This window comes from Mycetocola sp. TRD_SC_2 (genome assembly GCF_055361225.1).
In genome coordinates this window covers 1,624,104-1,648,940 of the sequence record NZ_CM143954.1, presented here as the reverse complement: position 1 = coordinate 1,648,940, position 24,837 = coordinate 1,624,104, and the positions used below count along the sequence as shown (strand labels likewise).

Sequence of the window (24,837 nt, the reverse complement as noted above, 5' to 3'; positions counted from 1 at the left end):
GGATGGGAGGATGGCCGGCCGCATTCGCTCAAGCGACATAGACGAGGTCAAGTCACGCACAAACATCGCCGACATCGTCGGTGATTTCGTCAGCCTCAAGTCCGCTGGCGTCGGCTCCCTCAAGGGCCTCTGCCCGTTCCACGACGAGCGCAGCCCGAGCTTCCACGTGCGGCCTCAGCTGGGTTTCTACCACTGTTTCGGTTGCGGCGAATCGGGCGACGTCATCTCGTTCCTCCAGAAGATGGACCACGTCACCTTCGCGGATGCCGTCGAGCGGCTGGCCGCACGTGCCGGCTTCTCGCTCACCTACGAAGACGGGGAGGGCGCGCCCGACCACGGCAACCGTGCCCGCCTCCTCGCCGCGAACGCCGCCGCCGAGGGATACTTCCGCGAGCAGCTCGCGTCGCCTGGCGCAGACCCCGGCCGCCGGTTCCTTGGCGAACGCGGATTCGACCACATCGCCGCTGAACGCTTCGGCGTTGGTTTCGCGCCGAAGAGCTGGGACTCGCTCACCAAGTTCCTCCGTGGCAAGGGATTCTCCGTCGAGGAGATCACCGCATCCGGGCTCGTCTCACAAGGCGACCGCGGCATCTACGACCGGTTCCGCGGCAGGCTGATCTGGCCGATCCGCGACGTCACCGGGCAGACCGTGGGCTTCGGGGCGCGCAAACTCCTCGACGATGACAAAGGCCCGAAATACCTCAATACGCCTGAGACCCCGGTCTACCACAAGGCGCAAGTGCTCTACGGGCTCGACCTCGCCAAGCGCGATGTCTCCCGCAGCGGGCGCGTCGTGGTCGTTGAGGGCTACACCGACGTGATGGCGTGCCACCTCGCCGGTGTCACGACGGCCGTCGCAACGTGTGGCACGTCGTTCGGCGTCGACCACATCAAGACTCTCCGCCGGGTCATGGGTGATGACAGCGGCAAGGGCGAGGTCATCTTCACCTTCGACCCGGATGCCGCGGGCCAGAAGGCCGCGATGCGCGCGTTCGCCGAAGAGCAGCGTTTCTCCGCCCAGACGTATGTCGCGGTCGCGCCGGACGGACTCGACCCATGCGACCTCCGGCTCAACCGCGGTGACGACGCCGTCCGCCGTCTCATCGAGACGAAGGAGCCGATGTTCGAGTTCGTCATCCGGCAGACCCTCGCCGCCTACGACCTCGAAACAGTGGAGGGCCGGGTCGGTGCCCTCACGGCATCCGCTCCGATCATCGCCGAGATCCGCGACCCGTCGCTCCGGCCCGGTTACACGAGAGTGCTCGCGCGTCACCTTGGAGTCGACCTCGCCGAGGTGCAAGCCGCCATCAGCCGGGCCGGTCGCGGTGGGGCCCGCTCCGCGACATCGAGGGCCGCGGGAGGTTCCGAAACGGAACCGCCCGCTGAGCGCCCTGCGTCGCTGCGCGACCTGCCCGGAGACCCGGCGACGCGCCTCGAACGCGATGCGCTGATGGCGATCCTGCAGCATCCGGACATGGCCGGACACGAGCTCGTGCAGCGCGCCGTTTTCACCGGGTTCGTGAACCCGACCCTCGCCATGGTCCGCGACGCGATCGCTGCGACGCTCGACAGCTTCGGTGCCGCGAACTGGTTCGACCGGATCATCGAGACCGTACCGACACCGATGGTGGGATTCGTGCAGCAACTCGCCGTCGCGCCGATTCCGGAGCGGGAAGAACGGGACCTGACGGCGTATGTGCGCGAAATCACCATCGCGCTCATCGACCGTGACCTGCTGCGGCAGTCCCACGACATGCTCGGCCGGCTCCAGCGCACGGACCCCAGGGAGCGCGAGAGCTATCGGGCGATTCAGGCCGACATCATGGCTCTCGAGGCGGAACGACGCAGGCTTCGCGAACGCTGACCGGCGCGGGGACTGTGGCAGCACCCCCACTGTGGGGCAGGATGGTGCCATGACTGCATCGCCAACACCGGAAGCGGCGGTGCTGGCCGACGATCTCGCCGTCGAATACCCAGCTCGCCGCCCCAGCCCGCCTCACCGTGCGCTCGACGGCGTCAGCCTCCGCCTGGGTGTCGACGAGATCATCGGAATCATCGGTGAGACCGGTTCGGGAAAGTCGACGCTCGCGCGGGTTCTGGCCGGCGATCTCGTTACCCCCAAGGGAACGGACCCGGCGCCCGTCATCGTCGGGGGAGAGGTGACAGTCCTCGGGTCGCGGTTGCGTGGCATCCGTCGCCGGGAACTGAACCGCGTGACGTTCAAAGTCGCCCACCTGCCGCAGGATGCCGCGACGCGGCTCGCCCCTGAACGCACCGTCTCGGAGATCATCGCCGAGCCGATCCTGCAGCGGGACCGGCAGTACAACCGCAAAGCCATCGGCCTGCGGGTCGCGACCATGCTCGACGCCGTTCAGTTGCCGCTCGCCGTGCTCGACAAGTTCCCGTTTGAACTGTCGAGCGGCCAGCGCCAGCGCGTCGCTATCGCGAAGTCGCTCGTCCTCGGCCCTGAGCTGTGGATTGCCGACGAACCGACCGCAGGGATCGACGTCACGGTGCGGGGAGCAATCAACGAGCTGATCGGTCGGCTTCGCGAAGAACGCGAGTTTTCAGCGGTCCTTGTCAGTCACGACCTGTCGTTGCTGCGCAGGACCACGTGCCGGGTAGCCGCCCTCGATTCCGGCCGTGTCGTCGGTCTTGGACCGATCGACGAGTTGCTTGCCGGTGGGCAGCATCCGTTCCTCAGCGGTCTCGCCGAGGCGGAACACCGTGTTGCTGCGGATGACAATTGACCGGGAGGGCCTGTCGATTTGGACTCTGCCAAACCTTTGGTAAAGTAATCACGCACGACATAATCCTCGATAGCTCAATTGGCAGAGCAATCGGCTGTTAACCGGTAGGTTCTTGGTTCGAGTCCAAGTCGAGGAGCTGAGAAGACCACAAGGGCTCCACCCCTGTGGTCTTTTCTTTTGCCACCGCGCCGTTCGCCCCGGCCACTGGCTCAGTCGTCGAGGTGGTCCACTCCGGGCATCCAGCTCACGCCGGGAACACCCCAGCCCATCTTCTTCGCGATCTTGTGGACGAGCTTGCGCTCGTGCCTGGCCAGGCGGTCGACGTAGAGGTATCCGTCCAGGTGGTCATATTCGTGCTGGAGAATACGTGCCCGCCAGCCGTCGACACGCAGCTCGACGGGATTCTGTTCCAGATCGACGCCGGTGATGATCGCTTCGTCTGCACGTCGCAACGGGAACCGCTCACCCGGAAACGAGAGGCATCCCTCTGACTCGAGTTCTTCATCGGGATCACCGGCGGGTGGGGGAGTGATCCACAGCTCCGGGTTGATGACGACACCGCGCCACGGCCCGTGCTCATCCGTGTCATATCCATAGACGAAGAGCCGGAGCGGGACACCGACCTGCGGGGCGGCGAGGCCGACGCCGGGCGCGGCATCCATCGTCTCGAACATGTCTGACACCAGCTGGCGGAGGGAGTCATCGAAGACCGTCACCGGCTCTGCGGGGGAGTGAAGTACGGGGTCGCCGGAGATGCGGATGGGAAGAATAGACATTCGTTGAGCCTAACCAAGACACGCCCGTTGTAGGCTCGCTTCGTGATGTTTGCGAGCAACGACTTTACCGACCTGACGGCTGAGTTCGTTCGCAATCCCACTCAGCTGATCGGTATCCCCTTGGCCATCGTCGGTGCCGTGTTCCTGTCGCTCGGTGCACAGTTCCAGCACCGGGGTGTCACCAAGGTCGAGGCCTCGAGCGGCGTCGACGCCCGAACGGGTCTCAACGTCGGCCAGCTGAAGCAGCTTCTGGCTCGCCCGTCGTGGGTTCTCGGCACTCTCATGCTCGGGTTCGCGATCGCTTTCCAGCTCACCGCCCTCGTGTGGTCACCGCTGATCATCGTGCAGCCGCTCGGCGCCATCGCGCTCGTGATCACCGCGATACTCAACGCCAAGATCAACAAGGTCGAGCTCAACCGGGCGTCGGTGATCGCGATCTCCGCTTGTGTGGGCGGTGTGGCGCTGTTCGTGACGGTCGCCGCCCTGGTGGCGGGGGAAAAGTCGGTCACGCGGGTTGACCTGATCACCGTGCTCATCATGCTGGCGATCGTGCTCGTGCTGTTCGCGCTCGGCTTCGTGTTCTTCCGAAAACGGTCACGGGCCCTCTTCTACATCCTTGCCGCCGGAATCATCTACGGTTTCGTTGCCACGCTCGCGAAGGTCGTCATCAACCGGATCGTCAACCAGAACTTCGACTGGCTCACCGTGCTGTGCGTCGTTTCCCTGCTCGCGGCCACCGGCATCGGCGCGTACTTCGTGCAGACGGCGTACTCGTCAGGGCCGCCGGATCTTGTCATCGCCGGTCTGACCGTCGTCGACCCGATGGTCGCTGTCGTGATCGGCATTGTCGTCCTCGACGAAGCCAGCAATGCGCCACTCTGGGCCATGATCGGCTTCGCCATCGCCGGGGCCATCGCCGTCTGGGGAGTCTTCCAGTTGGCGAGGCACCACCCGCAAGCGCAGAACCACCCGCAACCGCAGCTCTGACCGGCCGACCGGCTCAGTTGTCGGCCGCGATACGCGCAGACCGTTCCGCGAGCCACGCGCGGGTCGTCGTGTCGGTGGTCAACGAGATCGCTTTCTCGTAGGCGGACACCGCCTCGGCTGCCCGGCCCGCTCGCGCGAGCAGGTGCGCTCTCGTCGCCCACGCCGGCTGGAATCGCGCCGCGCCCGGCGAGCGGATGCCGTCGAGCGCCAGGATCCCCGCCTCAGGGCCGTGGGCCTCGCCAACGACTGCGGCCAGTGACACCTCGGCACCGAGGGTCGGAGCGACGGCGACAAGCGCCTCCGAGAGCAGGCGCAGCGCCGCGACGTCCGTTGTTCCCGTGGTGGCGCGGGCGCTGTGCACCGACTGGATGGCGGCTTCGAGCTGGAATCGGCCGATCGACCCGAGTGCGTGCGCGCGTTCGAGGTAGCGTTCCCCGCGTGCGATTGCCGCGGCATCCCATTTCGAGGTGTCCTGCTCATCGAGTCCGATCGTGCTGCCGTCGGGTGCCGTCCGCGCCGGGCCGCGGGCCGTCGACAGGCACAGGAGCGCCGCCAGCCCGAGCGCCTCGGGTTCATCGGGAAGATGGCCGGCGAGCAGCTCAGCGAGATACAGGGCCTCGGCCGCTAATGATTCGCGGAAGCTCGTGCCCGAAACGACCTGCCATTCGATCGCGTACGTGCCGTAGATGGCCTCGAGCACTGCGGCGAGACGATCCGGCATCTCCTGACGGTCGGGGAGCCGGAAGGGGATACCTGCCGCTTTGATCCGTCGTTTCGCGCGGACGAGACGCTGCGCCATCACGGGCTGGGGGAGAGCGTACGCCTGAGCGATGCGCCCGGCGTCGAGCCCGAGGACCGTCTGGAGCATGAGGGGTGTTCGCGACGCGGGGTCGATCGCCGGGTGCGCGCAGGTGAACAGGAGGGCCAGCCGCTTATCCGGGATGGCATCGGAATCGGCGTCGTCGGGCGTCGCCCAGGATGCTTCAATCACTTCGAGCGGGACGGACCTGCGCTCGGCCGCGGAGCGATGGCGGTCCCTCAGCCGGTTTCGGGCGACTGTGAAGATCCAGGCTTCGGGGTTTGCCGGCGTCCCCGTGTTAGTCCAGCGTGCCAGTGCCTCGACGAACGCGTCGGAGAGTGCGTCCTCGGCCATGGAGATATCGCCCGCGCGCTCCGCCAGCAGTGCGAGCAGTCGCCCGTGCGAGTTCCGGGCGACCTGCTCCACTGTGTCGCCGGGTGTCAGGCGGCGTTCTTCCATCGTCCGTCCGCGAAGTACACCGCTGTCGGCCTGACCTCGATGACACCGTATTGGGCAGCTGGACATTTCTCGGCCCAGGCGAGAGCAGCGTCGAGGTCGGGCACATCGAGAACAAAAACCCCGTTCAGCTTTTCGCGGGTGTCGGCGAATGGCCCGTCCTGGATCTGGAGGCTTCCGTTGCGGAGAGTCACGGTGGTGGATGCCGCGACGGGCTGGAGAATATCGACGGAAACCAGCACACCGGCATCCGACAGGGATTTGGCGTAAGCATCGAACGCCGCCCGTGCCGGTTCCATGTCTTCCTCGGTGATGCCCACGTCGGCTGGTTCCGGGTTGTTCAAGAGAAGTGCGAACCGCATGACAGTTCCTTTCCTATTGGTTCGTCAGGTTAGTGGCCGCCGATTGCGGCCGCTATAGAGATGACGAAGTCGACCGTGCGAAATCGACAGCGGTTCCGAAATCGGTCGCGGGCAGGCTCGCCGCGTCTGCCACGGCACGCGAGCCGGGTTCCCGCAAGGCAGGGTGGGCGCCGGTTAGAATAAACCGACCGATCCCGGGAGGCCAACCGCCAAGGGATGTGGCCGGTAGCTCGAGCGCCGGCCGATGACGGAGGAAAACCCCCATCTTGCCTGACGCACTGAACCACACCGACAACGGTTCGACCAGCACCGCATCCGACGGAAAACGACCTTTGCGGATCATCATCGGCGCTGACACCTTCTCGCCGGATGTGAATGGCGCGGCGCGGTTCGCCGAACGGCTCGCAGCGGGCATGGTCGGTCGGGGCCACGAGGTCCACGTCGTCGCCCCCGCTCCATCGCGCAAGCGCGGTACCTGGACGGAGACGCACGAGGGTCAGCAGATGACGGTGCACCGGCTGAGGAGCTGGCGCTGGTATCCGCACGACTGGCTGCGCTTTGCGCTGCCGTGGGCGATCAACCGGAACTCCGCCCGCATCATCGATGCGGTGAAGCCCGACGTCATCCACTCACAGTCCTACCTCAATGTAGGCCGCGGGCTTTCGAACGAGGCAGCGAAGCGTGGCATCCGGATCATCGCCACCAACCACCTCATGCCCGAGAACGCTCTCGAATTCACGCTCATGCCCGAACGCTTCCGTGAAGGGCTCGTTCGCTGGGCCTGGAAGCTCGCCCGTGGAAACCTCAGCCTCGCTGAAGCGGTCACCACGCCGACGCGTCGCGCAGCTGACTTCCTCGAAAAGTACACAGGTCTCACCGGGGTTCACGCGATTTCGTGCGGCATCGACGCCCACATGTACACGCCGAACTTCGAGCCGCGCACCGAGAACCGGATCATTTTCGTCGGGAGAGTCACCGGCGAGAAGCAGATCGACGTACTCATCAAGGCCTTCGCCACGCTCGACCCGTCGCTCGATGCGAAGCTCGAGATCGTCGGAGGCGGCGACCAGAAGCGCAATCTCGAGAACCTCGCCGCTGAGCTCGGGCTCGGCGATCGTGTGACCTTCACCGGTTATGTCAGCGACGAGGACCTGCGTGCTGCGTACACGCGCGCAACCGTGCTCGCGATGCCCTCGATTGCGGAGTTGCAGAGCATCGTGACCATGGAGGCCATGGCATCCGCTCTTCCTGTCGTGGCAGCGAACGCGATGGCGCTCCCGCACCTCGTGCACGATGACGAGAATGGCTACCTCTTCGAGCCCGGCAATGTCGAGGAACTCGCGGCGCGGCTCACGGACGTGCTCACCGCGTCGCCGGAGAAGGTCACGGCGATGAAAAAGGAGTCACTGCGCATGATCAAAGCGCACGATATCCAGCGCACGCTCTCGACTTTTGAGAGCATGTATCGTGGGGAATCGGTGACCGACCCCGTCACCGAATCGATTCCCATCCAGGTGTCTGACGACTAGACACCACAGGGGGCGGTAGCTCAGCTGGTTAGAGCAGCGGACTCATAATCCGTCGGTCACGGGTTCAAGTCCCGTCCGCCCTACAAGTACACGCATCGGCGGCCGGGGCAGTCGCTCGTGAGCGTCGTCCATGTATCGCGACTGGCCTGAGCACGCCCGACACCAGATAGCGGCCGCCGCGACTTCCGATCGGGAGCGATGACCTATTGGCCGGTGAGTAACTGCGTTGAAGTCGGTTGCGCGATCGTACTCGAACGAATCGTGTAGCGCTGGATATTCCTCCCTCGATACACTCAACTCCTCCTGAACCAGACGAAGGGGACTTCATGTCAGAGGTACATTTGAGAGACGCTGACGATCTCGTGGGCTTCATCGAGCAACGCTACGCATCGGCTGCCGAGCTGACGGTTCGGTCCCTCACCCGATCGCAACTGGAGTACCCGCATACCCTTACCGCCCACCGCGCTGGGGCAAGGGGCCCGCATGGACAACCTGCTGTCCGGCCCCGCCCGCGAGGTGTACTTCGGGCACCTTCCTCAGGACACCGCACCGGTAGCCGACGTAGCCTTCCCCCTGGTCGCCGGAACGGCCTCATAGGATGAGCGCGCCTGATTCACTGAGGGTCGTGTTCGAATCCAACTGCGGTAACGCCCCTCGACACGAGATCACCCGCCGCCTAGCTGTCGCGCTAGCGATCGGGGACGAAGTTGAACTCGAATTGCTTCTCTCACCCGCGGCTGAATGGGAGATTCTTGGGGAAACTGTGCGCAGCGGACTCGCCGCAATAGTCGATTATTCGGGGCGGACTTCGACTCCAACCGAAATGCGGGTCCTGTCGATCATCACGCACGGCCGTGAGGCGAGTATCGACGGTGAGGCGGTCGCCGCAGATGGGAAAGTTACAAGCTTCTGTCACGTGCTTCGCTTCGCAAGCACGACCAAATCCGCACTAATTACAGTCATTCGCACCTACCTTGCAGCCAAGGTTCCCGGCTGACGCGGTCTTTGCGCGCTCTCCGGCCGCGTTAGCTGGTGGGCGTGGGGCGTCAGTGTTCTGATCGCAGTTGTCGCTCCCGCTGAGGGTTCCCGTCGGGATTTCTGAGCGACATCGGATGGGGGCCAACAATGCGCGACCCTCTAGAGTCAGCACGTGAGCGAAAGTGAGCGTGAGAACTCGGTTGCCCTGACGTGGAGCGAAGTTGGGCGGCCCGTTTTAGCCGGAACCTCGCTCGTTGTCGGGGTCCTCACCGTTCTTGCTGTGTCTATTTACCAGTACTGGTACAACGTCAGGCACCGGGGCTACACATGCTCGATGAATCAGCCACCGGAAGCAACACCGCTCGAAGCGGAGATAGAGAGCAAGACGTCTTGGTTTCCTCTGGGGCTCGAATGCACCTACCGTGACGTGTCCGGGAGTCCCTTCACCACGTACCCGGGCTGGGCACTGACTATCCTCCTTGGTGCGGCCTTGCTGCTTATCGCCCTCGCTGTCATTCTCGGCGTCCGAACCCTTCGGCACACCGCTTCGTCTTCCGGCGGCGCTTTCCGACGCGCATCATCCGGTTGAAGGGGTGGCCGCTGAGGGTTCCGCTTGGCGGGAGGTAGAACGGATCGCGTGCGCTCCGTCAGAATGAGATGCCCTTGGGAGGTACAGACATGCCTGATCGCCGCACCGTCAAAGTCGCCATCGACTACGACTACCAGTGGCCCCTCGAGGAGGACGAGTGCGAGATCACACCTGAGTCCCTCGACCTGTCGCCGCAACTCACGCAGCGGCTTCGTACCTGGCTCGACTTCTGGGAATCTGACTTCCACTACGACCATGGGTGGGACTCGCCGGAGCATCAAGCGGAGTGGTGCCGCAAAGGCAAGACACTGTCGTGGGATCTTCGCCTCGAGGTTGCGGAGATTGCAGACGTTGTATTCGACGTCGACGGGTGTGGATGAGGCCGAAGCAAACATCACTAAGGGTGTGGACCGAAAGTGATACCTCTTCCCCGTGGAGCTGTCCTCTACCGCGATTGTCATTGCTCACATCTAGGCTGACGGCATGATCTCTATCGATGCGACATACGATGACGAGGCCGACGCGGCCTACATCCCATTGACGCGCGACATCTCCGACGGTGAAGCTACGCGCCAGCAAATGATTCCATTGCAAGACAGCGAACTGATCCTGGATTTCGACGAAGATGGCCATCTGCTTGGGGTCGAAATCGTCGGCGCGCGCAACTTACTGCGTCCTGGATCTCTTCGGGAAATGCGGACCCTGAGCTAGCTATTGTTGGCCCAGCTTTGTTGACGACTGGTGAGCACAGCGGGTCGGAGAAATCTGTGCCGGCGCGGAGAGCGATTCACGTCGGATGAGCGGTTGCACTGATCTCCTCGGATACGCACCCGAAGAGATCGATAAGTCGGGCGTGGATCAGGCGCCGACTCTGTCGAGCGGTCACGCCAGATGTGCTGACCGCAAGGGCTGATTGAGCGGCTCACTCGCCCCGACCGTGCACCGGTCTGGCGTTTGTGGGGGGTTCTCCAACCTCGTGGACGGTGTGGCCGCTGCAAGCCGTCTTGGTCACGCTGGCTCGCGCGATGCGTGACACGGTGAACCATCGCATCGCACCGCGCAGGTGGCACCATCCGATCAGGTACCACTGGCCGTTCGTGGACGCGAACAGCACGGGTTCGACGTCACGGCTGGTCGTGGCCCCACCTTTCGATATGTAGCGGATGCGGATCACTCGCTGCTCGGACATCCCCTCCTCGAGCGCCGACCTGATGGTGCGCGACGCAGAGGGCATGGCGTTGACCCAGACACGGCCGGCCAGTTCATCGGCTCGCGCTCGGGTTCTGGGGTCAAGAACGTCGAGGATCTTTTGGACGCCGGCGGCCGCCAGATCGGCGTACGGGGCGTCGGGTGCAGCGGACACGGCGGCCATGAGTGCCACGGCCTGCGCCGGTGGCAGGCTGACAGGCGGAAGTGACGCGCCTGCCGCCAATCCGTAGCCCCCGCCAGGACCCGGGCGCGACCATACGGGAGCGCCGCTGTTCTCAAGCGCAGCGAGGTCTCGCTTGACCGTGCGCACAGACACGCTGAACTCTCTCGCCAGCCGCTCGGCCGAGCAACCCCGCGATCCGTTACGGCGCAGCATCTCAGACAGGGCGTGGAGTCGCTCTGCTCGCTTCACCGATCAATCCGCGTCATATTCATGACAGAAATAGTGACATACACCTGCCCGGAGCACCTACCAAGCTAGGAACATGACACCAACTGCGAGCAGTCCCACCATCGTTCTCATCGCCGGCCACTGGCTGGGCGCCTGGGCGTGGGACGAAGTCCTTAAACACCTGAATGCTGACCACTCTCATGCGATCGCGATGACCCTGCCCGGTCTTGATGGAGACGATCCCGAGCGTGCGACTAAGACTCTGGACGATCAGGTTGCTGCGATCCTGGACGTCTTCGTCCGACTCGACCTCTCGGAGGATCGGCCCGCGACCATCGTCGCTCACAGTGGGGCGAATTTCCCCGTCAGTCTCGTCCTCGACCGGCACCCCGAGCTTGTTCATCGGATGGTGTGGGTCGACTCCGGTCCAGTGGCGACAGGAAGCGTCTTCGCCCCGGACCTTCCGGAGGGGGTGGGCGAACTTCCGCTGCCGTCCCTCGACGTCCTCGCGCAGCAGGCGAGCCTCGAGGGCCTGAGCACAGAAGCTCTCGAGCGTTTCCAGGCCCGGGCCGTCCCCGAGCCCGGCTCCGTGCTTCGGCAGCCCGTCGAACTCACGAACGATGCACGCCGCAAGGTCCGGACCACCCTGGTGTGTTGTTCGATGCCGAGCGCGCAAGTACTGGAATTGGCCCACGCCGGTCATGCCATGTTTGCCGAAGTAGCGAACATCGAGCACCTCGATGTCGTCGACCTGCCGACGGGTCATTGGCCCATGTGGAGCCGTCCCCGCGACCTCGCCGAGGTCATCCAAGAGGCCGCTTCTCGCACCGACTGAACTGTACGCACGACACGACGGGGTCAGCCGAATCCGGCTGGCCCTTTCCGTTTTGACGAGTCGTATGTGGAAGCCAGTTGTCTTGCTAACTAGTCTTGCTAACAACCAGTACTCATGATTACTATATACCGGTAGTCAGTGTTACTGAGAACCGACATCAGGCAAGGGGCCATGGGCAAGCAATCAACCGAGATGCTCAAAGGCACTCTCGAAGGCATCGTCCTCGCGACGCTCGCCCTGCAACCGGCATATGGATACGAGATCACGGCACGCCTTCGTGAGGAGGGGTTCACCGACATCGTCGAGGGCACGGTCTACGCGTTGCTTGTCAGGATCGAGCAGCGGGGTCTCGTCGATGTCGAGAAGGTTCCTTCCGAGAAGGGCCCGCCGCGCAAGGTCTACTCGCTGAACGCGCAGGGTGCGGAATACCTCGTGGAATTCTGGCGGACCTGGAGCTTCCTCGCAGAACGCATAGAACAGCTCCACCAAAACATCGAACGTGCGAACAACCAGAAAGAGAACTGATCATGGCTGCAAAGTGGATCGAAGCGCTTACAGGCTCACTGGAGCAGAAGAAACAGTACAAGCAATACAAGGCGCGGATCGCTGCGCTCCCGGAGCCGCACCGCAGCGTGGCGAAAGCACTCGACCGCTACTTCATGTACTACGGCGGGATCACCGATGGGGAAACGCTCGTCACCATGCTCACCGATTCCGCTGACCTGTGGGAACGCGCCGCCATCGACGGTATGTCGGTCAGCGAGCTGGTCGGTGACGATCCGGTCGAGTTCGCCGAAACCTTCGCCCAGGCCTACGGCGGAAAGCACTGGATCGATAAGGAGCGCAGCCGCCTCGTCAAGGCGATCGATGACGTCAAGAAGGAGCATCGGTAATGAGTGTCGACGCGGCGATCCGGGTCTCGGGGATCAAGAAGTCCTTCAAGGATCTACAGGTGCTTCGGGGCGTCGACTTCGACGTCAACGAGGGCAGCATCTTCGCGCTCCTCGGTTCGAACGGAGCGGGCAAGACCACCCTCGTGCGCATCCTGGCGACGCTGTTGAAGGCCGACGCTGGCACGGCAACCGTGCACGGGTTCGACGTCGCGACAAGGTCCGCCGGTGTCCGCAGTGCCATCAGCCTCACTGGCCAATTCGCGGCAGTCGATGACGTGCTCACCGGCCGCGAGAACCTGATGCTCGTCGCGAAACTGCGGCACCTGAAGGATCCGGGTGCAATCGCCGATGATCTGCTCGATAGCTTCTCGCTCGCCGAAGCCGGAGGGCGAAAAGCGGGAACATACTCGGGCGGGATGCGGCGCAGACTCGACATCGCGATGAGCCTGATCGGCCACCCACCGATCATCTTTCTCGATGAACCGACAACCGGGCTCGACCCACAAGCCCGGCTTGAGGTGTGGCAGACGGTCAAGACGCTCGCCAGGAACGGCACGACAGTGCTGCTCACCACCCAGGACCTCGATGAGGCCGAGCAGTTAGCTGACCGGATCGCGATCCTCCATAAGGGCATCATCATCCAGAACGGCACCCTTGCCGAACTCAAGCAACTTCTCCCGCCCGCACAGATCGAATACGTCGAGAAGCAGCCCTCCCTCGAAGAGATCTTCCTCGCGCTAATCGGCGAGCCCGACAAGACCGATGGCGCGGACGGGACTGACGCCACCGCAGGAAAGGAACTCCGATGACCGGCCACGTTCTCACGGACACGCGGGCATTGACGGCTCGGTCGCTTACCCATGTAGTCCGTAGCCCGGACACGATCATCACCACCGCCGTCACCCCGATTGCCCTGATGCTTCTCTTCGTTTTCGTTCTGGGCGGAGCGATCGACACCGGAACCGGCGAGACATACGTCAATTACATGCTTCCTGGCATCCTGCTGATCACGATCGCGTCAGGCGTCGCTTACACCGCTTACCGCCTGTTCCTTGATATGCAGGGCGGTATCTTCGAGCGGTTCCAATCCATGCCGATCGCGAGATCGAGCGTCCTCTGGGCGCATGTACTCACGTCACTGGTCGCGAATCTCGCGTCCGTCGCGATCGTCATCGGCGTCGCGTTCGGCTTGGGGTTTCGCACGGGAGCTTCCGTCGGTGCCTGGCTTGGCGTCGCGGGCATCCTGATCCTGTTCACACTGGCATTGACCTGGCTCGCCGTGGTCGCCGGTCTCGCAGCCAAAACTGTCGATGGCGCGAGTGCCTTCAGCTACCCGCTCATATTCTTGCCATTCGTCAGCTCGGCGTTCGTGCCCACCGACACGATGCCCGCCGCGGTTGCCTGGTTCGCCGAGAACCAGCCGGTCACCTCGATCGTCGAGTCTGTAAGAGCCCTCTTTGCGCTAGAACAAATCGGTGACGAAATCTGGATCGCCCTCGCCTGGCTCGTCGGCATCCTCGCCATCGCATACATCTGGGCCGTCGCGATCTACCGCCGCAAGCTCAGCTAAGTCAGCGCTTGAGCCCGCTCGCCGCTTCGCTGCAATTGAAAGCTCACTTCGTCCTGACCAGCACGCGGGGGAGGCCGCCACCTCGCGACCATGTCGGTGATGTCTCACCAGGAGTACGATCCGGTGAATCACGCTCTGTGCATCAAGGGAGGAACCCGATGAGACCGCTTCGTTACTCGATCAACGTCACGCTCGACGGATGCTGCCACCACGAGGCAGGGATCCCTCCCGACGAAGAGTCGATGCGCTATTGGACCGCTGAGATGCAACGAGCGGACGCCCTGCTGTTCGGCCGGGTGACCTACGGGATGATGGAATCGGCGTGGCGAAAGCCCGCCACGGGCACGTGGCCCGATTGGATGAGTGAGTGGGAGATCCCATTCGCAGAGGCCATCGACAGTACGAATAAATACGTCGTGTCGAACACGCTTAAGGAGGTCGACTGGAATGCGGAGCTGCTTCGAGGCGACCTGGAACAGGCGGTTCAGCGGCTCAAGCAGGAATCAGGGGAAGGTTTGTCGGTTGGTGGCGTGACACTTCCCCTGGCGTTGGCGGATCTGGGTTTGATCGACGAATACGAGTTCGTTGTGCAGCCCGTCCTTGCCGGACACGGGCCGACGCTGTTCGCCGGTTTGCGCGAGCGTATCCAGTTGGAACTCGTGGACCGGCAGGAGTTCCGGTCGGGTGCGGTCGCCATGCGATACCGAGCGAATCCGCGGAAGGTTCCCACTGCCGGTTAGGGAGTCTGCGTCGCTGCCATCCAGGCAGGTCGAGCCCCGCCCCGATTCAGCGCTTGCCGCGTGGTCCGGCGATAAGCCTTCAATCACCTGTGATCGTGGGTGTGAACGACCAGGACCGCGCGATGGAGAAGTTCGCGTTCTCACCCGGGGATCGATACTGTGAGGCTTCCCACAGCAGCAAGGAGCCGAAATGTCAGCTGAAGCGAATGCCACTTTCCAAACACCCGCGGATGTGACGTCAGTTGCCTCGGCGATTCAGCGTGTGATTGCCGATAACAAACACACGCTTCTGGGGCACTCCGCCGACGGCAGCCAGATTGCCTTCGTGACGCGGAAGACGATGCTGTACTGGGAACTCAAAGGTAGCGCGGTGACGACGCCAGCGCCGGGCGGATCGAACGTCGCCGTCACGCTTGACTTACAGGACGGCCGCCCCCGCGCCTTGCTCGACGGTATGAAGAACCAAAAGGCACTCGACAAACTCGTCGGCCAGATTCAGGACGCGCTCAGATAGAGGCTTCCCGGTGATCAGCGAAAGGCGCTCGTTTACACCTTCAATGCGCTCGAGAACAGACGCCCTGAGCTTTTGCCCCGCTGTCATATACTGCGATCATGCCAATCTCACGCGGCGTTCCCGCTCAGCCGTCAGAACTCGAGCAGCATGGTGGTGATCTGTGAGCGGCGGACTCGTCGCACTGCTGGATGACGTCGCAGCGCTGGCACGCATAGCGGCCGCCTCGATCGACGACGTCGCCGCAGGAGCGGCCAAAGCTGGGGTCAAGGCAGCAGGTGTCGTCATCGACGATGCTGCGGTCACGCCGCAATACGTCTCCGGGTCAGAGCCGTCGCGTGAACTGCCGATGATCAAGCGGATCTTCTGGGGATCGCTGAGAAACAAACTGTTGATCATCCTCCCGGCGTTGCTGCTCATCAGCGCCTTCATCCCGGCAGTGATTCCGTTCATCCTCATGCTCGGCGGCACCTACCTCTGTTATGAGGGTGCCGAGAAGGTCTGGCACAAGCTTCGCGGCCACCATGCGGAAGAGAAGGCGCCGGCAATCGAGAGGGGCCCCGCGGCAGAGGCAAAGGTCACCAAGGGCGCGATCACTACCGACTTCATCCTGTCCTGCGAGATCATGGTCATCTCAATGAACGAAGTGGCGGATGAGTCACTGTTGGTTCGCGCAGTCATCCTCGTCGTGGTCGCAATTGGGATCACGGTACTCGTGTATGGCGCCGTCGCTCTTATCGTCAAGATGGATGACATCGGGCTGCACCTCACTACCAAGGACTCTGCCAACACCAAGCGTTTCGGCGCAATGCTGGTCAAGGGGATGCCTGCCGTACTGGCCGCAATCACTTTCATCGGCACGATCGCCATGCTCTGGGTCGGCGGTCACATCATGCTGCAGGGAGTCTATGACCTCGGCTGGCACCTGCCTTACGACCTGGTTCACACTCTTGAGGCTCCGTTCGCAGGCATCCCCGTCGTCGGGGGCCTCCTGGTCTGGCTTGTGAACACCCTGTGTTCAGCGGTGCTCGGACTGGTGTGGGGCCTCGTCGTTATGGCTGTCCTGCACCCGCTGCTGAAGTTCTTGCCCTTCGGTAAGAAGAAAGGCGAGCATGAAGAGGGCGCCGTTCGGGCTGCCGTCGCTGGTTATCGTCCAGAGAAACACGACGTCGACTCTGCTTCCTAGATCTGTCGCGTCGTCTTCGTGCACGTCTTCATCACTATCGCCGTGGAGAACGCGTCGATTTAGGAGAGCACGATCGATCGCACCCTCTCACGTCTAGGATCGACGAATGGTCCCGACTTCCCACGAGATAACCATGAGTGACGGGACGACGATCTCGTACTTCGTCTTCGACGGCGAAGAGCCGGCGGTCGTTCTTTTGCACGGACTCGGTGGCTCCCACCGAGAGTTCTTCCGGACTGCTCAGGCTCTGCCCGGGCGCAAAATCATCCTGATTGATCAACGAGGCCACGGGCGCAGTACGAGGGTCCCCGCAGACACTGCTCGCGAGGCTTTCGTGCGCGACGCAGTGAGCGTGATCGAGGCAGAGGGTTCTGTTCCAGTCGTACTTGCGGGGCAATCGCTAGGGGGACATACCGCGATGCTTGTAACCGCTTCACGGGCCGACCTGGTGCAACGGCTGGTGATGCTCGAAGCGAATGAGGGCGGCGGGACAGCTGAGGAGCATGCCGCGGTGGGCGACTACTTCGGATCCTGGGACGTGCCTTTTGTGGACCGCCAGGCCGCGCTGGCCGCATTGGGCAACGGATCGCTGGCACTCGCCCTGGTGGACGATCTCGAGGAACGCGCCGATGGTCTCTACCCGCGATTTGATGCGGATGTCATGCAGGCAATCATTTCGGATGTCGCCACGCAGCGATGGACCGAATGGGAGAGTATCGAGATTCCCACGCTCGTTATTTACGCAGACGGCGGGATGTTCTCTGAAGACCAGAAAGCCGAGTTCATCAAACGAGGCCGGAACGTTCAGCGAGTGGACTTGATGAACGCATCGCACGACGCCCACCTCGACGCTTTTGAGCAATGGATTGAGGCGCTGACCCGGTTTGTCGCCGCAACCGGGGTGCTGCCACGCGACCCTGGAGCGCCGGATGAGAACTCGGACCTCTCCGCTCAGGCATTCGCTCTTGCAGGTAGAGAGAGGTTTGCTGCCGCCCCGGCAGAAGTCTCGTCGCTGCCTCCAGAAATGGTGGTGGGTCCGGATGCGCTGGACCGTGGCGGGTCGTGCTGAGTTGGCAGGCACCCGTCACGGGTCCTGTGGCGGCCTGCGCGCCTTCACCCTTCCGGTAACACCCACCGAACTCCTCATCGTCTCCGCAACGGTGTACGACGAAGACGCTACTTTCGCCCTCAACGGGTCGTTCCTCCGGCCAAGACGGCGCCGAACCCCAGAGAGGGGTTCAAAGTCGGCGACATCGATGCCGACGACCGGTCGGATGTACTCGAGGAGAACCGCGCAAATCTCACTGAACTCGGCAAGACACCGCGCGGGTTGATCGGTCAGCAGGGTCCAGTGCTCACGGAGGTGCTCGCTGAGGATTACGATACTCCGGACTCGCTATTCGACAGCGAACCATTCATGGCGGCGACAGAGATCACTACCCAGGTGTGTGACGATAACGGAACGCCACTCGTGATCATGGCCGAGTACGGGGGTTGAACCCATGAAGAAATTGTCCGTTCACCCTGACCGTTCATGTTCGCTGCGCAGGATGCAGAACTCGTTGCCCTCGGGGTCACCAAGCACGACCCACCCCGTTCCATCCGGCATCCGTCGGTCGTCGATCACTCGGGCTCCCAGTTCCAGCAAACGCGACAGCTCCTGATCGCGCGTGCCGTCGGCAGGCACAAGATCGAGGTGGAGCCGGTTCTTGACCTGTTTCGCATCTGGCACCTCGATGAAGAGAAGCCGCTGGGTGCGATCAGGCGAGAAGATCATGCACTCTTCGTCTCCCGGGCCGTCGGGATTGTCGATGTCCGGCGTGAAGCCGAGGACTCTGCCCCAAAATAGCGACTGAGCGTAGGCGTCGAGGGAATCGAAGGTCGTGTGCGAGATGAGAGCGGTCACGACCGCAATGCTGGCAGCATCGCGACGCACGAGCAACTGAAGACCGCGTCTGACAGGTCCTTGCTGTCAGCATCCTGCACATCACCCTTCCCGTAACGCGACCCGTCTTACCATGGGGTCATGACCTTCAAGACGGAACCGAGCACCGCCGACCGCCGTTTGCGTCTCGCGCTCTGGACAGTCGCGATCGTTCTCGCGCTCATCGGGGTCGGAGTCGCCATCGTCACCTCATCGTTGGCGCCGCTGGTCATCGTGTTCGGGCTGGCCCTGCCGATGATCCCGTTCCGTTCTCCCATGACGACGCGTCAGCGGACGCGCTGAAGCATCGACCGGAACTCGGTCCACCCGCTAGTCTCGGGGCAACGCAAGGGAGCCCGATGATTCGTGCAGTACCGCAGCGCATCGGAGTGCTGGCAGTGGTTGTCCTCGTCATAACCGGCTGTACGCCAGGCGCCGAACCGATGTATGCCGAACTGGAGAGGCCGCAGACAGACACGGACCTCTCTCTAGGTGGCCAGTCGGAGTACGTCGACGAGGATTCGATCCGAATGGTCGGCGAACTGGACGGGCGCTCCTTCTTTCTCGCTCTACCTAAGGACGACGAAATTCAAGACGGCGTCTGCATCGCCGTTTCGGGTGACAATGTCCCAGACGGCCTTGTCATCGGATGCTCCGGGCCGAACTCCTCGACCGAGTATCCGTTTGGGGATCTGATGCAAGACATCTCACGAATACCCGACTCCGCGCTCCGGGACGGCTGGGTGCGGATCTCCGACAACCTGATTTTCCGCCCGAGTGCTTGACGCGCTCGACGACGCTGTACTGAACTTCCGTCGCATCGTGGCGCGTTTGCGCGAGCAGTCCCTACCGCGTTGGGCTTCGGGTGCTGCGAGCGCGCAACACGACGACTGAGATCGCGATTGCTGCGACGTCGAAGAGAACGCCGAGAGGGATGCCAGTCGGGTTCGCGGTGAGGAGCCGCGCGGGCTGAGCGATCGCCGGACGGAAGTTTCGACTGTTGCCGAGTCGTTTTCCAAAACGGAAAGCGAACCGATATGCTTTCCAACATGGAAAACGATAACAAGAACCTGTCGCCGTCGGAAGCCGCCACCGCCTTGAACACGCTGACCGAGGACAGGGAGCGCCTTTCCTCGAATGTGCATATGCCCTGGGTGCTGCTTGCGGCCTTTGGGGGAGTAGGGGCGTGGTGGGTGTCGACCGCAACCGCCACCACGCCCGGTCAGAACTATGAACCACCGACATCCGGGTGGCTGGCGCTGGTCGGAGCTCTCATCATCGCGTACCTGGTGCGTCGAGAGACTGGCGTCCAGTTTCAGAGGATGGGCGTTCGCGCCGCGTGGGCCTTCGCCGGCATCGTCGCCGTTTGCCTCGTGCTCTTCAGTGTCTCTCTCGGCCTCGTGTCCTTCGGCCTGCACTGGGCGGTTGCACTGACCAGCATGCTCGCCTTCGCGGCGACAACGTGGCTGACCGGTGTGGCTTTTCACTCAGCAGTGGAGCAGTTGCGCCGTGGGTAGAGCGAGATTCGACGAGACCATCCACGCACCCGTCCGGTTGCGGATTTGCGGGCTTCTGCGACCCGTGGATCAACTCGACTTCGCGGTACTGCGCGACACCCTGGACGTGTCAGATGCCACGCTCTCCAAGCACCTGAAAACCCTCGTCGCCTCGGGGTATGTCTCTTCGAGCAAGGTCGCGTCGGTCGGCCGCAACGATGCACGGCGGATCACCTGGCTGGCTCTCACCAAGGCGGGAAAATCCGCGTTCGATGCACATGTGCTGGCACTTCAACAGATCGCAGGAACGCCCGCCTGAATCGAGGGTTGAGCTAGCGACGCGGATGTGATCGGCTGAGTTCAGGAGAGGGGCGCAAGATGAGTAATCCGTCCTGGACGCAGGTCGTCAAAACCGTCGAGCCGAACCAGCCGGAGCTCAGGCGAGTCCTCGGCCCCGGGTTGCTGCTTCTGTTCATCGTCGGCGACATCCTCGGCACCGGCATCTATGCGCTCACCGGCCAGGTCGCCGCCGAAGTCGGAGGGGCGGCCTGGCTGCCGTTCCTCCTCGCGTTCGCCGTGGCGACTGTCACCGCGTTCTCCTACCTCGAGCTGGTAACGAAGTTCCCCCAGGCGGCAGGAGCAGCGCTGTACGCGCACAAGGCATTCGGCATCCACTTCGTCACGTTCATCGTGTGTTTCGTGGTGATGAGCTCCGGCATCACCTCGGCGTCAACTGCCTCACGCGCCTTCGCAGCGAACTTCGCCGTCGCGTTCCGCCTCCCGGACGAGATGGTGATGACGATGCTGATTGCGCTCGGATTCATCGTGCTCATCATGATCGTCAACCTCCGCGGCGTCGCGGAGAGCGTCTGGCTCAATGTTGTCCTGACCCTCGTCGAACTGTCAGGTCTGCTCCTCGTCATCTTCATCGGCATGTGGGCGATTACCGGCGGCAACGCGGACTGGTCCCGGGTCGTTGCTTTCGAAACGCCGGAGGACAAAAACGTGCTGCTCGCCGCCAGCACCGCAACGTCGCTCGCCTTCTTCGCGATGGTCGGCTTCGAAGACTCGGTCAACATGGCGGAGGAAACGAAGGACCCGAGCCGCATCTTCCCGAAAATGATGCTGAGCGGGCTGGGCATCGCCGCGGCTATCTATGTGCTGGTGTCGATCACCGTGGTTGCCCTCGTGCCGATCGGCGATCTCGTCGGCAGCGAGACCCCGCTGGTCACAGCCGTCGAGGCGGCGGCACCGGGCTTTCCCGTCAATGATCTTCTGCCATTCATCTCCATGTTCGCGGTCGCGAATACCGCGCTGATCAACATGATGATGGCGAGTCGGCTGCTGTACGGCATGAGTCGGCAGCAGGTTCTGCCGCCGTTTCTCGCGAGAGTAGCGCCACGGCGTCGCACGCCGTGGGCCGCGATCCTCTTCACAAGCGCACTGGCTGCCGGCCTCATCGTCTATGTCTCGCTCGATGCCGAAGGTTCGATCGTCGCGCTGCTGGGCGGCACGACGTCGTTGCTGCTGCTCACTGTGTTCGCGGTCGTCAACGTGACCGTCCTGGTGCTGCGTCGGCAGCCGGTCGATCACAAGCACTTCCGCACACCCACCTTCCTTCCGGTCGTCGGTGCCATCACCTGCCTTTATCTGGTGTTGCCGTTCACCTCAGGCAGACCGGTGGGACAGTACTGGATCGCTGTCGTTCTCCTGGTGATCGGGATCGTACTGTGGCTGGTCGAGCGTCTCTACACGGCCGCTCGACGCCGCCGCGGATAAGGTTTCACGCGCGCCGGTTGGTGACCTTTATCTCTGGACTCATCGCTTTCCCGTCGGTAGCATCAGGCAACGCCTCCAGCGACCGATCGGATATACGTAATGACGTCAGCCATCCAAGTTCAGGCGACTTCACAAACGCCCCAGTTACCGGGTGCGGCCATCGTGGCACGCATTCGACGGTTGATCGTGACTGCTGCGTTTGCTGCATTGGCGTGCACCGCTTTGATGTCTGCGAGCTCGTCCTATTGTCCAGGCGGCGTGACGGCGAACGGAGATTTCATTGACGCGACGGGCTCCGTCGTCGACGTGGCACCGACGTGCGCGACTCTCACGCTGCGCCCTAACGCATTGATCTACCTTGCCATCGGAGCGATCGTGATCACCGCGCTCACGCTGGTGCTCCGCCGAGCGAGCGACGTTCCATCCGCCATCCGGATCCTCGACCGGGCGGCAGCAGTGACGGTGATTTTGGTTGTGGCCTGCATCCTCGTCGCTCAGATCTGGTTCGCCATGATCCCGATCACCGATTGGAACGGCACGGGAACATTCTTCTTCCCCTTCCCCTTCCCCTTCCCCTTCGGGTCGGTGGAGCTGACGACGGCTCCCATGACAACATCATGACCTGAAGCCAGATCCCGGCAACGGATGCTGTCGCCTCCGTTCTCGAGGCGACCGTGCCAGACTCCGAAGAAACTCGCGTTCGACACTCCGGCTCCGGCGGCAGCCAGCTAGATCGTTAGCGCAGCGGGTCCGGCTGGCTCTTCGTCAGCTCCTCCGCGAGCATGACGATAATCCCGCTGGGACCGCGAACGTAGGCGAGTTTGTAGACGTCCTGATAGGTCGCCACGCCGCGCAGCGGACGGCAACCGTGCCTCGCAGCGATCTTCAGCGCTTCGTCGATATCGTCCACCGAGAACGCAACGCGATGCATCCCGATCTCATTCGGTCGAGAGGGCTCTGTCTCGATCGCTTCCGGGTGGATGTACTCGAACAGTTCCAGGCGGCCGTGGCCGTCCGGTGTCTGCAGCATCGCAATCTTCGCGTGATTGTCGTCGAGGCCCACGGCAGTGTCGGTCCATTCGCCACTGACCGTGTCGCGGCCAACGACCGTGAGACCAAGGTCGGTGAAAAAAGAGATGGTGGCTTCGAGATCGCGAACTGCGATGCCGACGTTCTCGAGTTTGATGGACATGGGTGGCATGCTAGCGAGTCACCCGCGGCAGTTCCAGTGGGCGAGTCGCATCCGAAGTCACGTACGCCGAGCAACAGCGAAATTGCCTCGGCACGAGAAGTCAGACCATATCGCTGAAGTGGCTCGCCAGCCGGTCAAGATCCGCCGCGACGGTGTCGACGTCCGCCGAGAACTCGGCGTCATCGAGATTCATCTGGCGGACGGTGAAGACAACCTCAGCCCCCTCCGGATGCGCCACCACGCGAAAGGGATTTGAGACGACAGCGCCTGATGGCAGAGTTACGTCGTGGTCAAGAACGCCGAGCGAGTTCTCTTCCACGAAACGGATTTGGACGTGGCCCATCGGCGACTCGACAAGCAGGGTGTCACCGTCGCGAGTGACCTCGACGAGGGCGAGGCCTGTGGCCCACTTCGGCAGGTTGTCGATGTTCGACGCAAACTCGTAGACCGCCTCGGGAGTGGCGGAGATCACCCGACTCACGTGCTGACTTCTCATCGCATCACTCGGCGTGCGTGCTGTGATCCACGACGTCAGGCTCGGCCCGCAGGGCGTCCGCGATCTCTTCTTCAGGGCGTGGCGCTATGGTTTCATCGACCTCGAGGTCGGGGATGATTGGCGCGTTCCCTTCGGGGAGATGCTCGTCGGGGGAGTGCTCTTTGTGGTGGGACACGGGGAATCCTTCGGTCGGCAACATCGCCAGCGTATACCGACTGGCCGCGCGAATTCACGAGTCGGCTATATCGAATCGAGGAACGCCACGATGAGACGCACCGTCACGTCCGGCTCTTCGTCGAGAACATAGTGACCGCCGTCGTCAACGAGAGACAGCCGTGTGTCAGCGCCGAAAAAGTGAGGATCAGCGAATACCTTGCGGGTCACGTTGGGTGGGAATGCGAGGTCCTCCTTGCCGAAGATGAACAGGGACGGCATCGCGAATCGTTCCCGGCGGTACGCCCCCCGAATGATCCGCGCAAGCTCAGGAAGCACCATCCGTCGACACAGGAGACCCGCGGCTCGCGACAGTTCGGGATCGCGGAGAAGCGCCGCTGCCAGTTCGAGGACCGCAGGGTCCAGCGCGCGCGTCGAGTGGTGCTCGAAGAGATGGCGCGGCAATCGTTTCCTGCGCAGTAGAGCGGGTCCGATGCACGGGAGAGCCATCACCTCCTGATGCCAGAGGTGCCGCATTCCTGGAAGCATCTCGACCGAGAACTACATCTGTGGTGGTGGAACGGAGATCATCACCTGCGCCGAGAACCGGTCCGGAAAGTCCAGCGCGAGTTGAAAGGCCGTGATGGCACCCATGTCGTGGCTGACGAGTTTCACGCGGTCAAGCTTGAGGATATCGAGCAGCTCAATCACGTCGTGTGCTCGGCGCGTCCGGGAAATCGCGTTCGAGGACAACTCGCTCCATCCTTCGCCGCGAAGATCCGGGGCGATCGAACGATACCCGGCCGCATCGAGAGCTGCCATCACGTTGCGCCACTGCCACCACGTCTGAGCGAATCCCGGGAGGAGTAGCACGGGGTCACCGTCTCCCCGCGTCGCAACGTGAATTCGCCCGTCGGACACGTTCACGAACGTATGGTCGGTTCCGTCGACGACCGGCATCGTGGGACGCGACGTGATCGCTACAGTCATGGTGCACCTCCGAGCACTACAGAAATAGTGCTACTAGAGTACATCGGTCGAAACTACGACGGTAGTGCCCTTGAGCCTGGAAAGAGAGAGCAGGATGCGGTTCGGCGTCATGGCAGGCCTGCCCGCACGGGCGAGCGGGTCCATTCTCTGGCTCTGCCCGCCAAATGCAAGGGGGTATCCGGCTCGGATGGTGCCTACTTACAGTGAGAAATGCGTGCGCGCTCGCGTACGACCGCACTCTAAAGA

General features: G+C 62.9%; 32 protein-coding genes and 2 tRNA genes. 24 read left to right on the top strand and 10 right to left on the bottom strand.

Annotation, left to right across the window (positions count from 1 at the left end; translation table 11 throughout):
* The first annotated feature begins 10 nt into the window (after positions 1 to 10).
* From dnaG to ACWA1Q_RS07890, 3 genes are all read left to right on the top strand, one after another.
* Positions 11 to 1,864, top strand: a complete 1,854-nt coding sequence (dnaG, locus tag ACWA1Q_RS07900) for a DNA primase (protein ID WP_463756460.1) — start codon at positions 11 to 13, stop codon at positions 1,862 to 1,864.
* A 49-nt stretch (positions 1,865 to 1,913) separates the two neighbouring features.
* Positions 1,914 to 2,750, top strand: a complete 837-nt coding sequence (locus ACWA1Q_RS07895; protein WP_463756459.1) for an ATP-binding cassette domain-containing protein — start codon at positions 1,914 to 1,916, stop codon at positions 2,748 to 2,750.
* A 63-nt stretch (positions 2,751 to 2,813) separates the two neighbouring features.
* Positions 2,814 to 2,886, top strand: a tRNA-Asn gene (locus tag ACWA1Q_RS07890).
* 73 nt (positions 2,887 to 2,959) lie between these two features.
* Here the strand turns inward: ACWA1Q_RS07890 and def are convergent.
* Positions 2,960 to 3,526: a peptide deformylase gene (gene def / locus ACWA1Q_RS07885; protein ID WP_463756457.1), complete on the bottom strand. Its 567-nt coding sequence runs from the start codon at positions 3,524 to 3,526 to the stop codon at positions 2,960 to 2,962.
* Between the two features lie 45 nt (positions 3,527 to 3,571).
* Here def and ACWA1Q_RS07880 point away from each other — a divergent pair, with 45 nt between their 5' ends.
* Entirely contained in the window at positions 3,572 to 4,513 is a 942-nt protein-coding gene (locus ACWA1Q_RS07880) for a DMT family transporter (RefSeq protein WP_463760809.1), read from the top strand.
* Between the two features lie 13 nt (positions 4,514 to 4,526).
* On the opposite strand, the gene ACWA1Q_RS07875 is transcribed toward ACWA1Q_RS07880, so the two are convergent.
* Both ACWA1Q_RS07875 and ACWA1Q_RS07870 read right to left on the bottom strand, forming a co-directional pair.
* Entirely contained in the window at positions 4,527 to 5,771 is a 1,245-nt protein-coding gene (locus ACWA1Q_RS07875) for an RNA polymerase sigma factor (protein WP_463756456.1), read from the bottom strand.
* Positions 5,753 to 6,130, bottom strand: coding sequence for a YciI family protein (locus ACWA1Q_RS07870; RefSeq protein WP_463756454.1), 378 nt, complete (start codon positions 6,128 to 6,130; stop codon positions 5,753 to 5,755). The genes ACWA1Q_RS07875 and ACWA1Q_RS07870 overlap by 19 nt, the downstream gene beginning before the upstream one ends.
* Positions 6,131 to 6,396: 266 nt before the next feature.
* On the opposite strand from ACWA1Q_RS07870, the gene ACWA1Q_RS07865 reads away from it, so the two are divergent.
* The 5 genes from ACWA1Q_RS07865 (at position 6,397) to ACWA1Q_RS07845 (ending at position 9,937) form a co-directional block, all read left to right on the top strand.
* Entirely contained in the window at positions 6,397 to 7,659 is a 1,263-nt protein-coding gene (locus tag ACWA1Q_RS07865) for a glycosyltransferase (RefSeq protein ID WP_463756452.1), read from the top strand.
* Positions 7,660 to 7,668: 9 nt separating this feature from the next.
* Positions 7,669 to 7,742, top strand: a tRNA-Ile gene (locus ACWA1Q_RS07860).
* Positions 7,743 to 8,284: 542 nt separating this feature from the next.
* Positions 8,285 to 8,656, top strand: a complete 372-nt coding sequence (locus tag ACWA1Q_RS07855; protein WP_463756450.1) for a hypothetical protein — start codon at positions 8,285 to 8,287, stop codon at positions 8,654 to 8,656.
* Positions 8,657 to 9,315: 659 nt separating this feature from the next.
* Entirely contained in the window at positions 9,316 to 9,606 is a 291-nt protein-coding gene (locus ACWA1Q_RS07850) for a hypothetical protein (RefSeq protein WP_463756448.1), read from the top strand.
* Between the two features lie 103 nt (positions 9,607 to 9,709).
* Complete coding sequence (locus ACWA1Q_RS07845; RefSeq protein ID WP_463756445.1) at positions 9,710 to 9,937, top strand: DUF2283 domain-containing protein; 228 nt, start codon at positions 9,710 to 9,712, stop codon at positions 9,935 to 9,937.
* A 211-nt stretch (positions 9,938 to 10,148) separates the two neighbouring features.
* Here the strand turns inward: ACWA1Q_RS07845 and ACWA1Q_RS07840 are convergent, their stop codons facing one another.
* Positions 10,149 to 10,847, bottom strand: coding sequence for a helix-turn-helix transcriptional regulator (locus ACWA1Q_RS07840; protein ID WP_463756442.1), 699 nt, complete (start codon positions 10,845 to 10,847; stop codon positions 10,149 to 10,151).
* 73 nt (positions 10,848 to 10,920) lie between these two features.
* Here ACWA1Q_RS07840 and ACWA1Q_RS07835 point away from each other — a divergent pair, with 73 nt between their 5' ends.
* From ACWA1Q_RS07835 to ACWA1Q_RS07795, 9 genes are all read left to right on the top strand, one after another.
* Complete coding sequence (locus tag ACWA1Q_RS07835; RefSeq protein ID WP_463756441.1) at positions 10,921 to 11,661, top strand: alpha/beta fold hydrolase; 741 nt, start codon at positions 10,921 to 10,923, stop codon at positions 11,659 to 11,661.
* Positions 11,662 to 11,832: 171 nt separating this feature from the next.
* Entirely contained in the window at positions 11,833 to 12,186 is a 354-nt protein-coding gene (locus tag ACWA1Q_RS07830) for a PadR family transcriptional regulator (RefSeq protein ID WP_463756440.1), read from the top strand.
* A gap of 2 nt (positions 12,187 to 12,188) precedes the next feature.
* Positions 12,189 to 12,554: a DUF1048 domain-containing protein gene (locus ACWA1Q_RS07825; protein ID WP_463756438.1), complete on the top strand. Its 366-nt coding sequence runs from the start codon at positions 12,189 to 12,191 to the stop codon at positions 12,552 to 12,554.
* Positions 12,554 to 13,363 carry an ABC transporter ATP-binding protein gene (locus ACWA1Q_RS07820; protein ID WP_463756437.1) on the top strand — a complete coding sequence of 270 codons (810 nt, stop codon included), beginning with the start codon at positions 12,554 to 12,556 and terminating at the stop codon, positions 13,361 to 13,363. The genes ACWA1Q_RS07825 and ACWA1Q_RS07820 overlap by 1 nt, the downstream gene beginning before the upstream one ends.
* Positions 13,360 to 14,124, top strand: coding sequence for an ABC transporter permease (locus ACWA1Q_RS07815; protein ID WP_463756435.1), 765 nt, complete (start codon positions 13,360 to 13,362; stop codon positions 14,122 to 14,124). The genes ACWA1Q_RS07820 and ACWA1Q_RS07815 overlap by 4 nt, the downstream gene beginning before the upstream one ends.
* Positions 14,125 to 14,282: 158 nt before the next feature.
* Entirely contained in the window at positions 14,283 to 14,864 is a 582-nt protein-coding gene (locus ACWA1Q_RS07810) for a dihydrofolate reductase family protein (RefSeq protein WP_463756433.1), read from the top strand.
* Positions 14,865 to 15,054: 190 nt separating this feature from the next.
* Positions 15,055 to 15,378, top strand: a complete 324-nt coding sequence (locus ACWA1Q_RS07805) for a hypothetical protein (protein WP_463756432.1) — start codon at positions 15,055 to 15,057, stop codon at positions 15,376 to 15,378.
* A 160-nt stretch (positions 15,379 to 15,538) separates the two neighbouring features.
* Complete coding sequence (locus tag ACWA1Q_RS07800; RefSeq protein ID WP_463756431.1) at positions 15,539 to 16,561, top strand: DUF808 domain-containing protein; 1,023 nt, start codon at positions 15,539 to 15,541, stop codon at positions 16,559 to 16,561.
* Between the two features lie 106 nt (positions 16,562 to 16,667).
* A complete protein-coding gene (locus ACWA1Q_RS07795) occupies positions 16,668 to 17,630 on the top strand; it encodes an alpha/beta fold hydrolase (RefSeq protein ID WP_463756429.1) in 963 nt (320 codons plus the stop codon).
* Between the two features lie 450 nt (positions 17,631 to 18,080).
* Here ACWA1Q_RS07795 and ACWA1Q_RS07790 read toward each other — a convergent pair whose 3' ends face one another.
* Positions 18,081 to 18,467 (bottom strand): VOC family protein, encoded by a 387-nt coding sequence (locus ACWA1Q_RS07790; protein ID WP_463756427.1) that lies wholly within the window; start codon positions 18,465 to 18,467, stop codon positions 18,081 to 18,083.
* Between the two features lie 120 nt (positions 18,468 to 18,587).
* Here ACWA1Q_RS07790 and ACWA1Q_RS07785 point away from each other — a divergent pair, with 120 nt between their 5' ends.
* From ACWA1Q_RS07785 to ACWA1Q_RS07760, 6 genes are all read left to right on the top strand, one after another.
* Positions 18,588 to 18,788 (top strand): hypothetical protein, encoded by a 201-nt coding sequence (locus ACWA1Q_RS07785; protein ID WP_463756426.1) that lies wholly within the window; start codon positions 18,588 to 18,590, stop codon positions 18,786 to 18,788.
* 95 nt (positions 18,789 to 18,883) lie between these two features.
* Positions 18,884 to 19,270 carry a hypothetical protein gene (locus ACWA1Q_RS07780; RefSeq protein ID WP_463756424.1) on the top strand — a complete coding sequence of 129 codons (387 nt, stop codon included), beginning with the start codon at positions 18,884 to 18,886 and terminating at the stop codon, positions 19,268 to 19,270.
* A gap of 264 nt (positions 19,271 to 19,534) precedes the next feature.
* The gene (locus ACWA1Q_RS07775; RefSeq protein ID WP_463756422.1) at positions 19,535 to 20,002 is read left to right on the top strand and encodes a hypothetical protein; all 468 of its coding nucleotides are present in this window, start codon (positions 19,535 to 19,537) and stop codon (positions 20,000 to 20,002) included.
* 64 nt (positions 20,003 to 20,066) lie between these two features.
* Entirely contained in the window at positions 20,067 to 20,300 is a 234-nt protein-coding gene (locus ACWA1Q_RS07770) for a transcriptional regulator (protein WP_463756421.1), read from the top strand.
* Positions 20,301 to 20,359: 59 nt separating this feature from the next.
* A complete protein-coding gene (locus tag ACWA1Q_RS07765) occupies positions 20,360 to 21,760 on the top strand; it encodes an APC family permease (RefSeq protein ID WP_463756419.1) in 1,401 nt (466 codons plus the stop codon).
* A 258-nt stretch (positions 21,761 to 22,018) separates the two neighbouring features.
* Positions 22,019 to 22,381, top strand: a complete 363-nt coding sequence (locus ACWA1Q_RS07760; RefSeq protein ID WP_463756417.1) for a hypothetical protein — start codon at positions 22,019 to 22,021, stop codon at positions 22,379 to 22,381.
* 115 nt (positions 22,382 to 22,496) lie between these two features.
* On the opposite strand, the gene ACWA1Q_RS07755 is transcribed toward ACWA1Q_RS07760, so the two are convergent.
* The 5 genes from ACWA1Q_RS07755 to ACWA1Q_RS07735 all read right to left on the bottom strand — a co-directional run bounded on the left by ACWA1Q_RS07755 (position 22,497) and on the right by ACWA1Q_RS07735 (position 24,591).
* Positions 22,497 to 22,952 (bottom strand): VOC family protein, encoded by a 456-nt coding sequence (locus ACWA1Q_RS07755; RefSeq protein WP_463756415.1) that lies wholly within the window; start codon positions 22,950 to 22,952, stop codon positions 22,497 to 22,499.
* Between the two features lie 100 nt (positions 22,953 to 23,052).
* Positions 23,053 to 23,448 carry an SRPBCC family protein gene (locus tag ACWA1Q_RS07750; RefSeq protein WP_463756413.1) on the bottom strand — a complete coding sequence of 132 codons (396 nt, stop codon included), beginning with the start codon at positions 23,446 to 23,448 and terminating at the stop codon, positions 23,053 to 23,055.
* Positions 23,449 to 23,452: 4 nt separating this feature from the next.
* Complete coding sequence (locus tag ACWA1Q_RS07745) at positions 23,453 to 23,623, bottom strand: hypothetical protein (protein ID WP_463756411.1); 171 nt, start codon at positions 23,621 to 23,623, stop codon at positions 23,453 to 23,455.
* Positions 23,624 to 23,688: 65 nt separating this feature from the next.
* Entirely contained in the window at positions 23,689 to 24,066 is a 378-nt protein-coding gene (locus ACWA1Q_RS07740; RefSeq protein WP_463756409.1) for an alpha/beta fold hydrolase, read from the bottom strand.
* A gap of 96 nt (positions 24,067 to 24,162) precedes the next feature.
* Positions 24,163 to 24,591, bottom strand: a complete 429-nt coding sequence (locus ACWA1Q_RS07735; RefSeq protein ID WP_463756407.1) for an alpha/beta fold hydrolase — start codon at positions 24,589 to 24,591, stop codon at positions 24,163 to 24,165.
* Positions 24,592 to 24,837 lie beyond the last annotated feature (246 nt).

Excerpts from the sequence above, each read along its gene's own strand:
- ACWA1Q_RS07845 (WP_463756445.1), top strand. The coding sequence starts at position 9,710 with ATGATCTCTATCGATGCGACATACGATGACGAGGCCGACGCGGCCTAC.
- ACWA1Q_RS07785 (WP_463756426.1), top strand. The coding sequence starts at position 18,588 with ATGACCTTCAAGACGGAACCGAGCACCGCCGACCGCCGTTTGCGTCTC.
- ACWA1Q_RS07820 (WP_463756437.1), top strand. The coding sequence starts at position 12,554 with ATGAGTGTCGACGCGGCGATCCGGGTCTCGGGGATCAAGAAGTCCTTC.
- ACWA1Q_RS07850 (WP_463756448.1), top strand. The coding sequence starts at position 9,316 with ATGCCTGATCGCCGCACCGTCAAAGTCGCCATCGACTACGACTACCAG.
- ACWA1Q_RS07805 (WP_463756432.1), top strand. The coding sequence starts at position 15,055 with ATGTCAGCTGAAGCGAATGCCACTTTCCAAACACCCGCGGATGTGACG.
- ACWA1Q_RS07815 (WP_463756435.1), top strand. The coding sequence starts at position 13,360 with ATGACCGGCCACGTTCTCACGGACACGCGGGCATTGACGGCTCGGTCG.
- ACWA1Q_RS07880 (WP_463760809.1), top strand. The coding sequence starts at position 3,572 with ATGTTTGCGAGCAACGACTTTACCGACCTGACGGCTGAGTTCGTTCGC.
- ACWA1Q_RS07735 (WP_463756407.1), bottom strand. The coding sequence starts at position 24,591 with ATGACTGTAGCGATCACGTCGCGTCCCACGATGCCGGTCGTCGACGGA.
- dnaG (WP_463756460.1), top strand. The coding sequence starts at position 11 with ATGGCCGGCCGCATTCGCTCAAGCGACATAGACGAGGTCAAGTCACGC.
- ACWA1Q_RS07750 (WP_463756413.1), bottom strand. The coding sequence starts at position 23,448 with ATGAGAAGTCAGCACGTGAGTCGGGTGATCTCCGCCACTCCCGAGGCG.
- ACWA1Q_RS07875 (WP_463756456.1), bottom strand. The coding sequence starts at position 5,771 with ATGGAAGAACGCCGCCTGACACCCGGCGACACAGTGGAGCAGGTCGCC.
- def (WP_463756457.1), bottom strand. The coding sequence starts at position 3,526 with ATGTCTATTCTTCCCATCCGCATCTCCGGCGACCCCGTACTTCACTCC.
- ACWA1Q_RS07795 (WP_463756429.1), top strand. The coding sequence starts at position 16,668 with ATGGTCCCGACTTCCCACGAGATAACCATGAGTGACGGGACGACGATC.
- ACWA1Q_RS07835 (WP_463756441.1), top strand. The coding sequence starts at position 10,921 with ATGACACCAACTGCGAGCAGTCCCACCATCGTTCTCATCGCCGGCCAC.
- ACWA1Q_RS07870 (WP_463756454.1), bottom strand. The coding sequence starts at position 6,130 with ATGCGGTTCGCACTTCTCTTGAACAACCCGGAACCAGCCGACGTGGGC.
- ACWA1Q_RS07765 (WP_463756419.1), top strand. The coding sequence starts at position 20,360 with ATGAGTAATCCGTCCTGGACGCAGGTCGTCAAAACCGTCGAGCCGAAC.
- ACWA1Q_RS07810 (WP_463756433.1), top strand. The coding sequence starts at position 14,283 with ATGAGACCGCTTCGTTACTCGATCAACGTCACGCTCGACGGATGCTGC.
- ACWA1Q_RS07775 (WP_463756422.1), top strand. The coding sequence starts at position 19,535 with ATGGAAAACGATAACAAGAACCTGTCGCCGTCGGAAGCCGCCACCGCC.
- ACWA1Q_RS07830 (WP_463756440.1), top strand. The coding sequence starts at position 11,833 with ATGGGCAAGCAATCAACCGAGATGCTCAAAGGCACTCTCGAAGGCATC.
- ACWA1Q_RS07825 (WP_463756438.1), top strand. The coding sequence starts at position 12,189 with ATGGCTGCAAAGTGGATCGAAGCGCTTACAGGCTCACTGGAGCAGAAG.
- ACWA1Q_RS07755 (WP_463756415.1), bottom strand. The coding sequence starts at position 22,952 with ATGTCCATCAAACTCGAGAACGTCGGCATCGCAGTTCGCGATCTCGAA.
- ACWA1Q_RS07895 (WP_463756459.1), top strand. The coding sequence starts at position 1,914 with ATGACTGCATCGCCAACACCGGAAGCGGCGGTGCTGGCCGACGATCTC.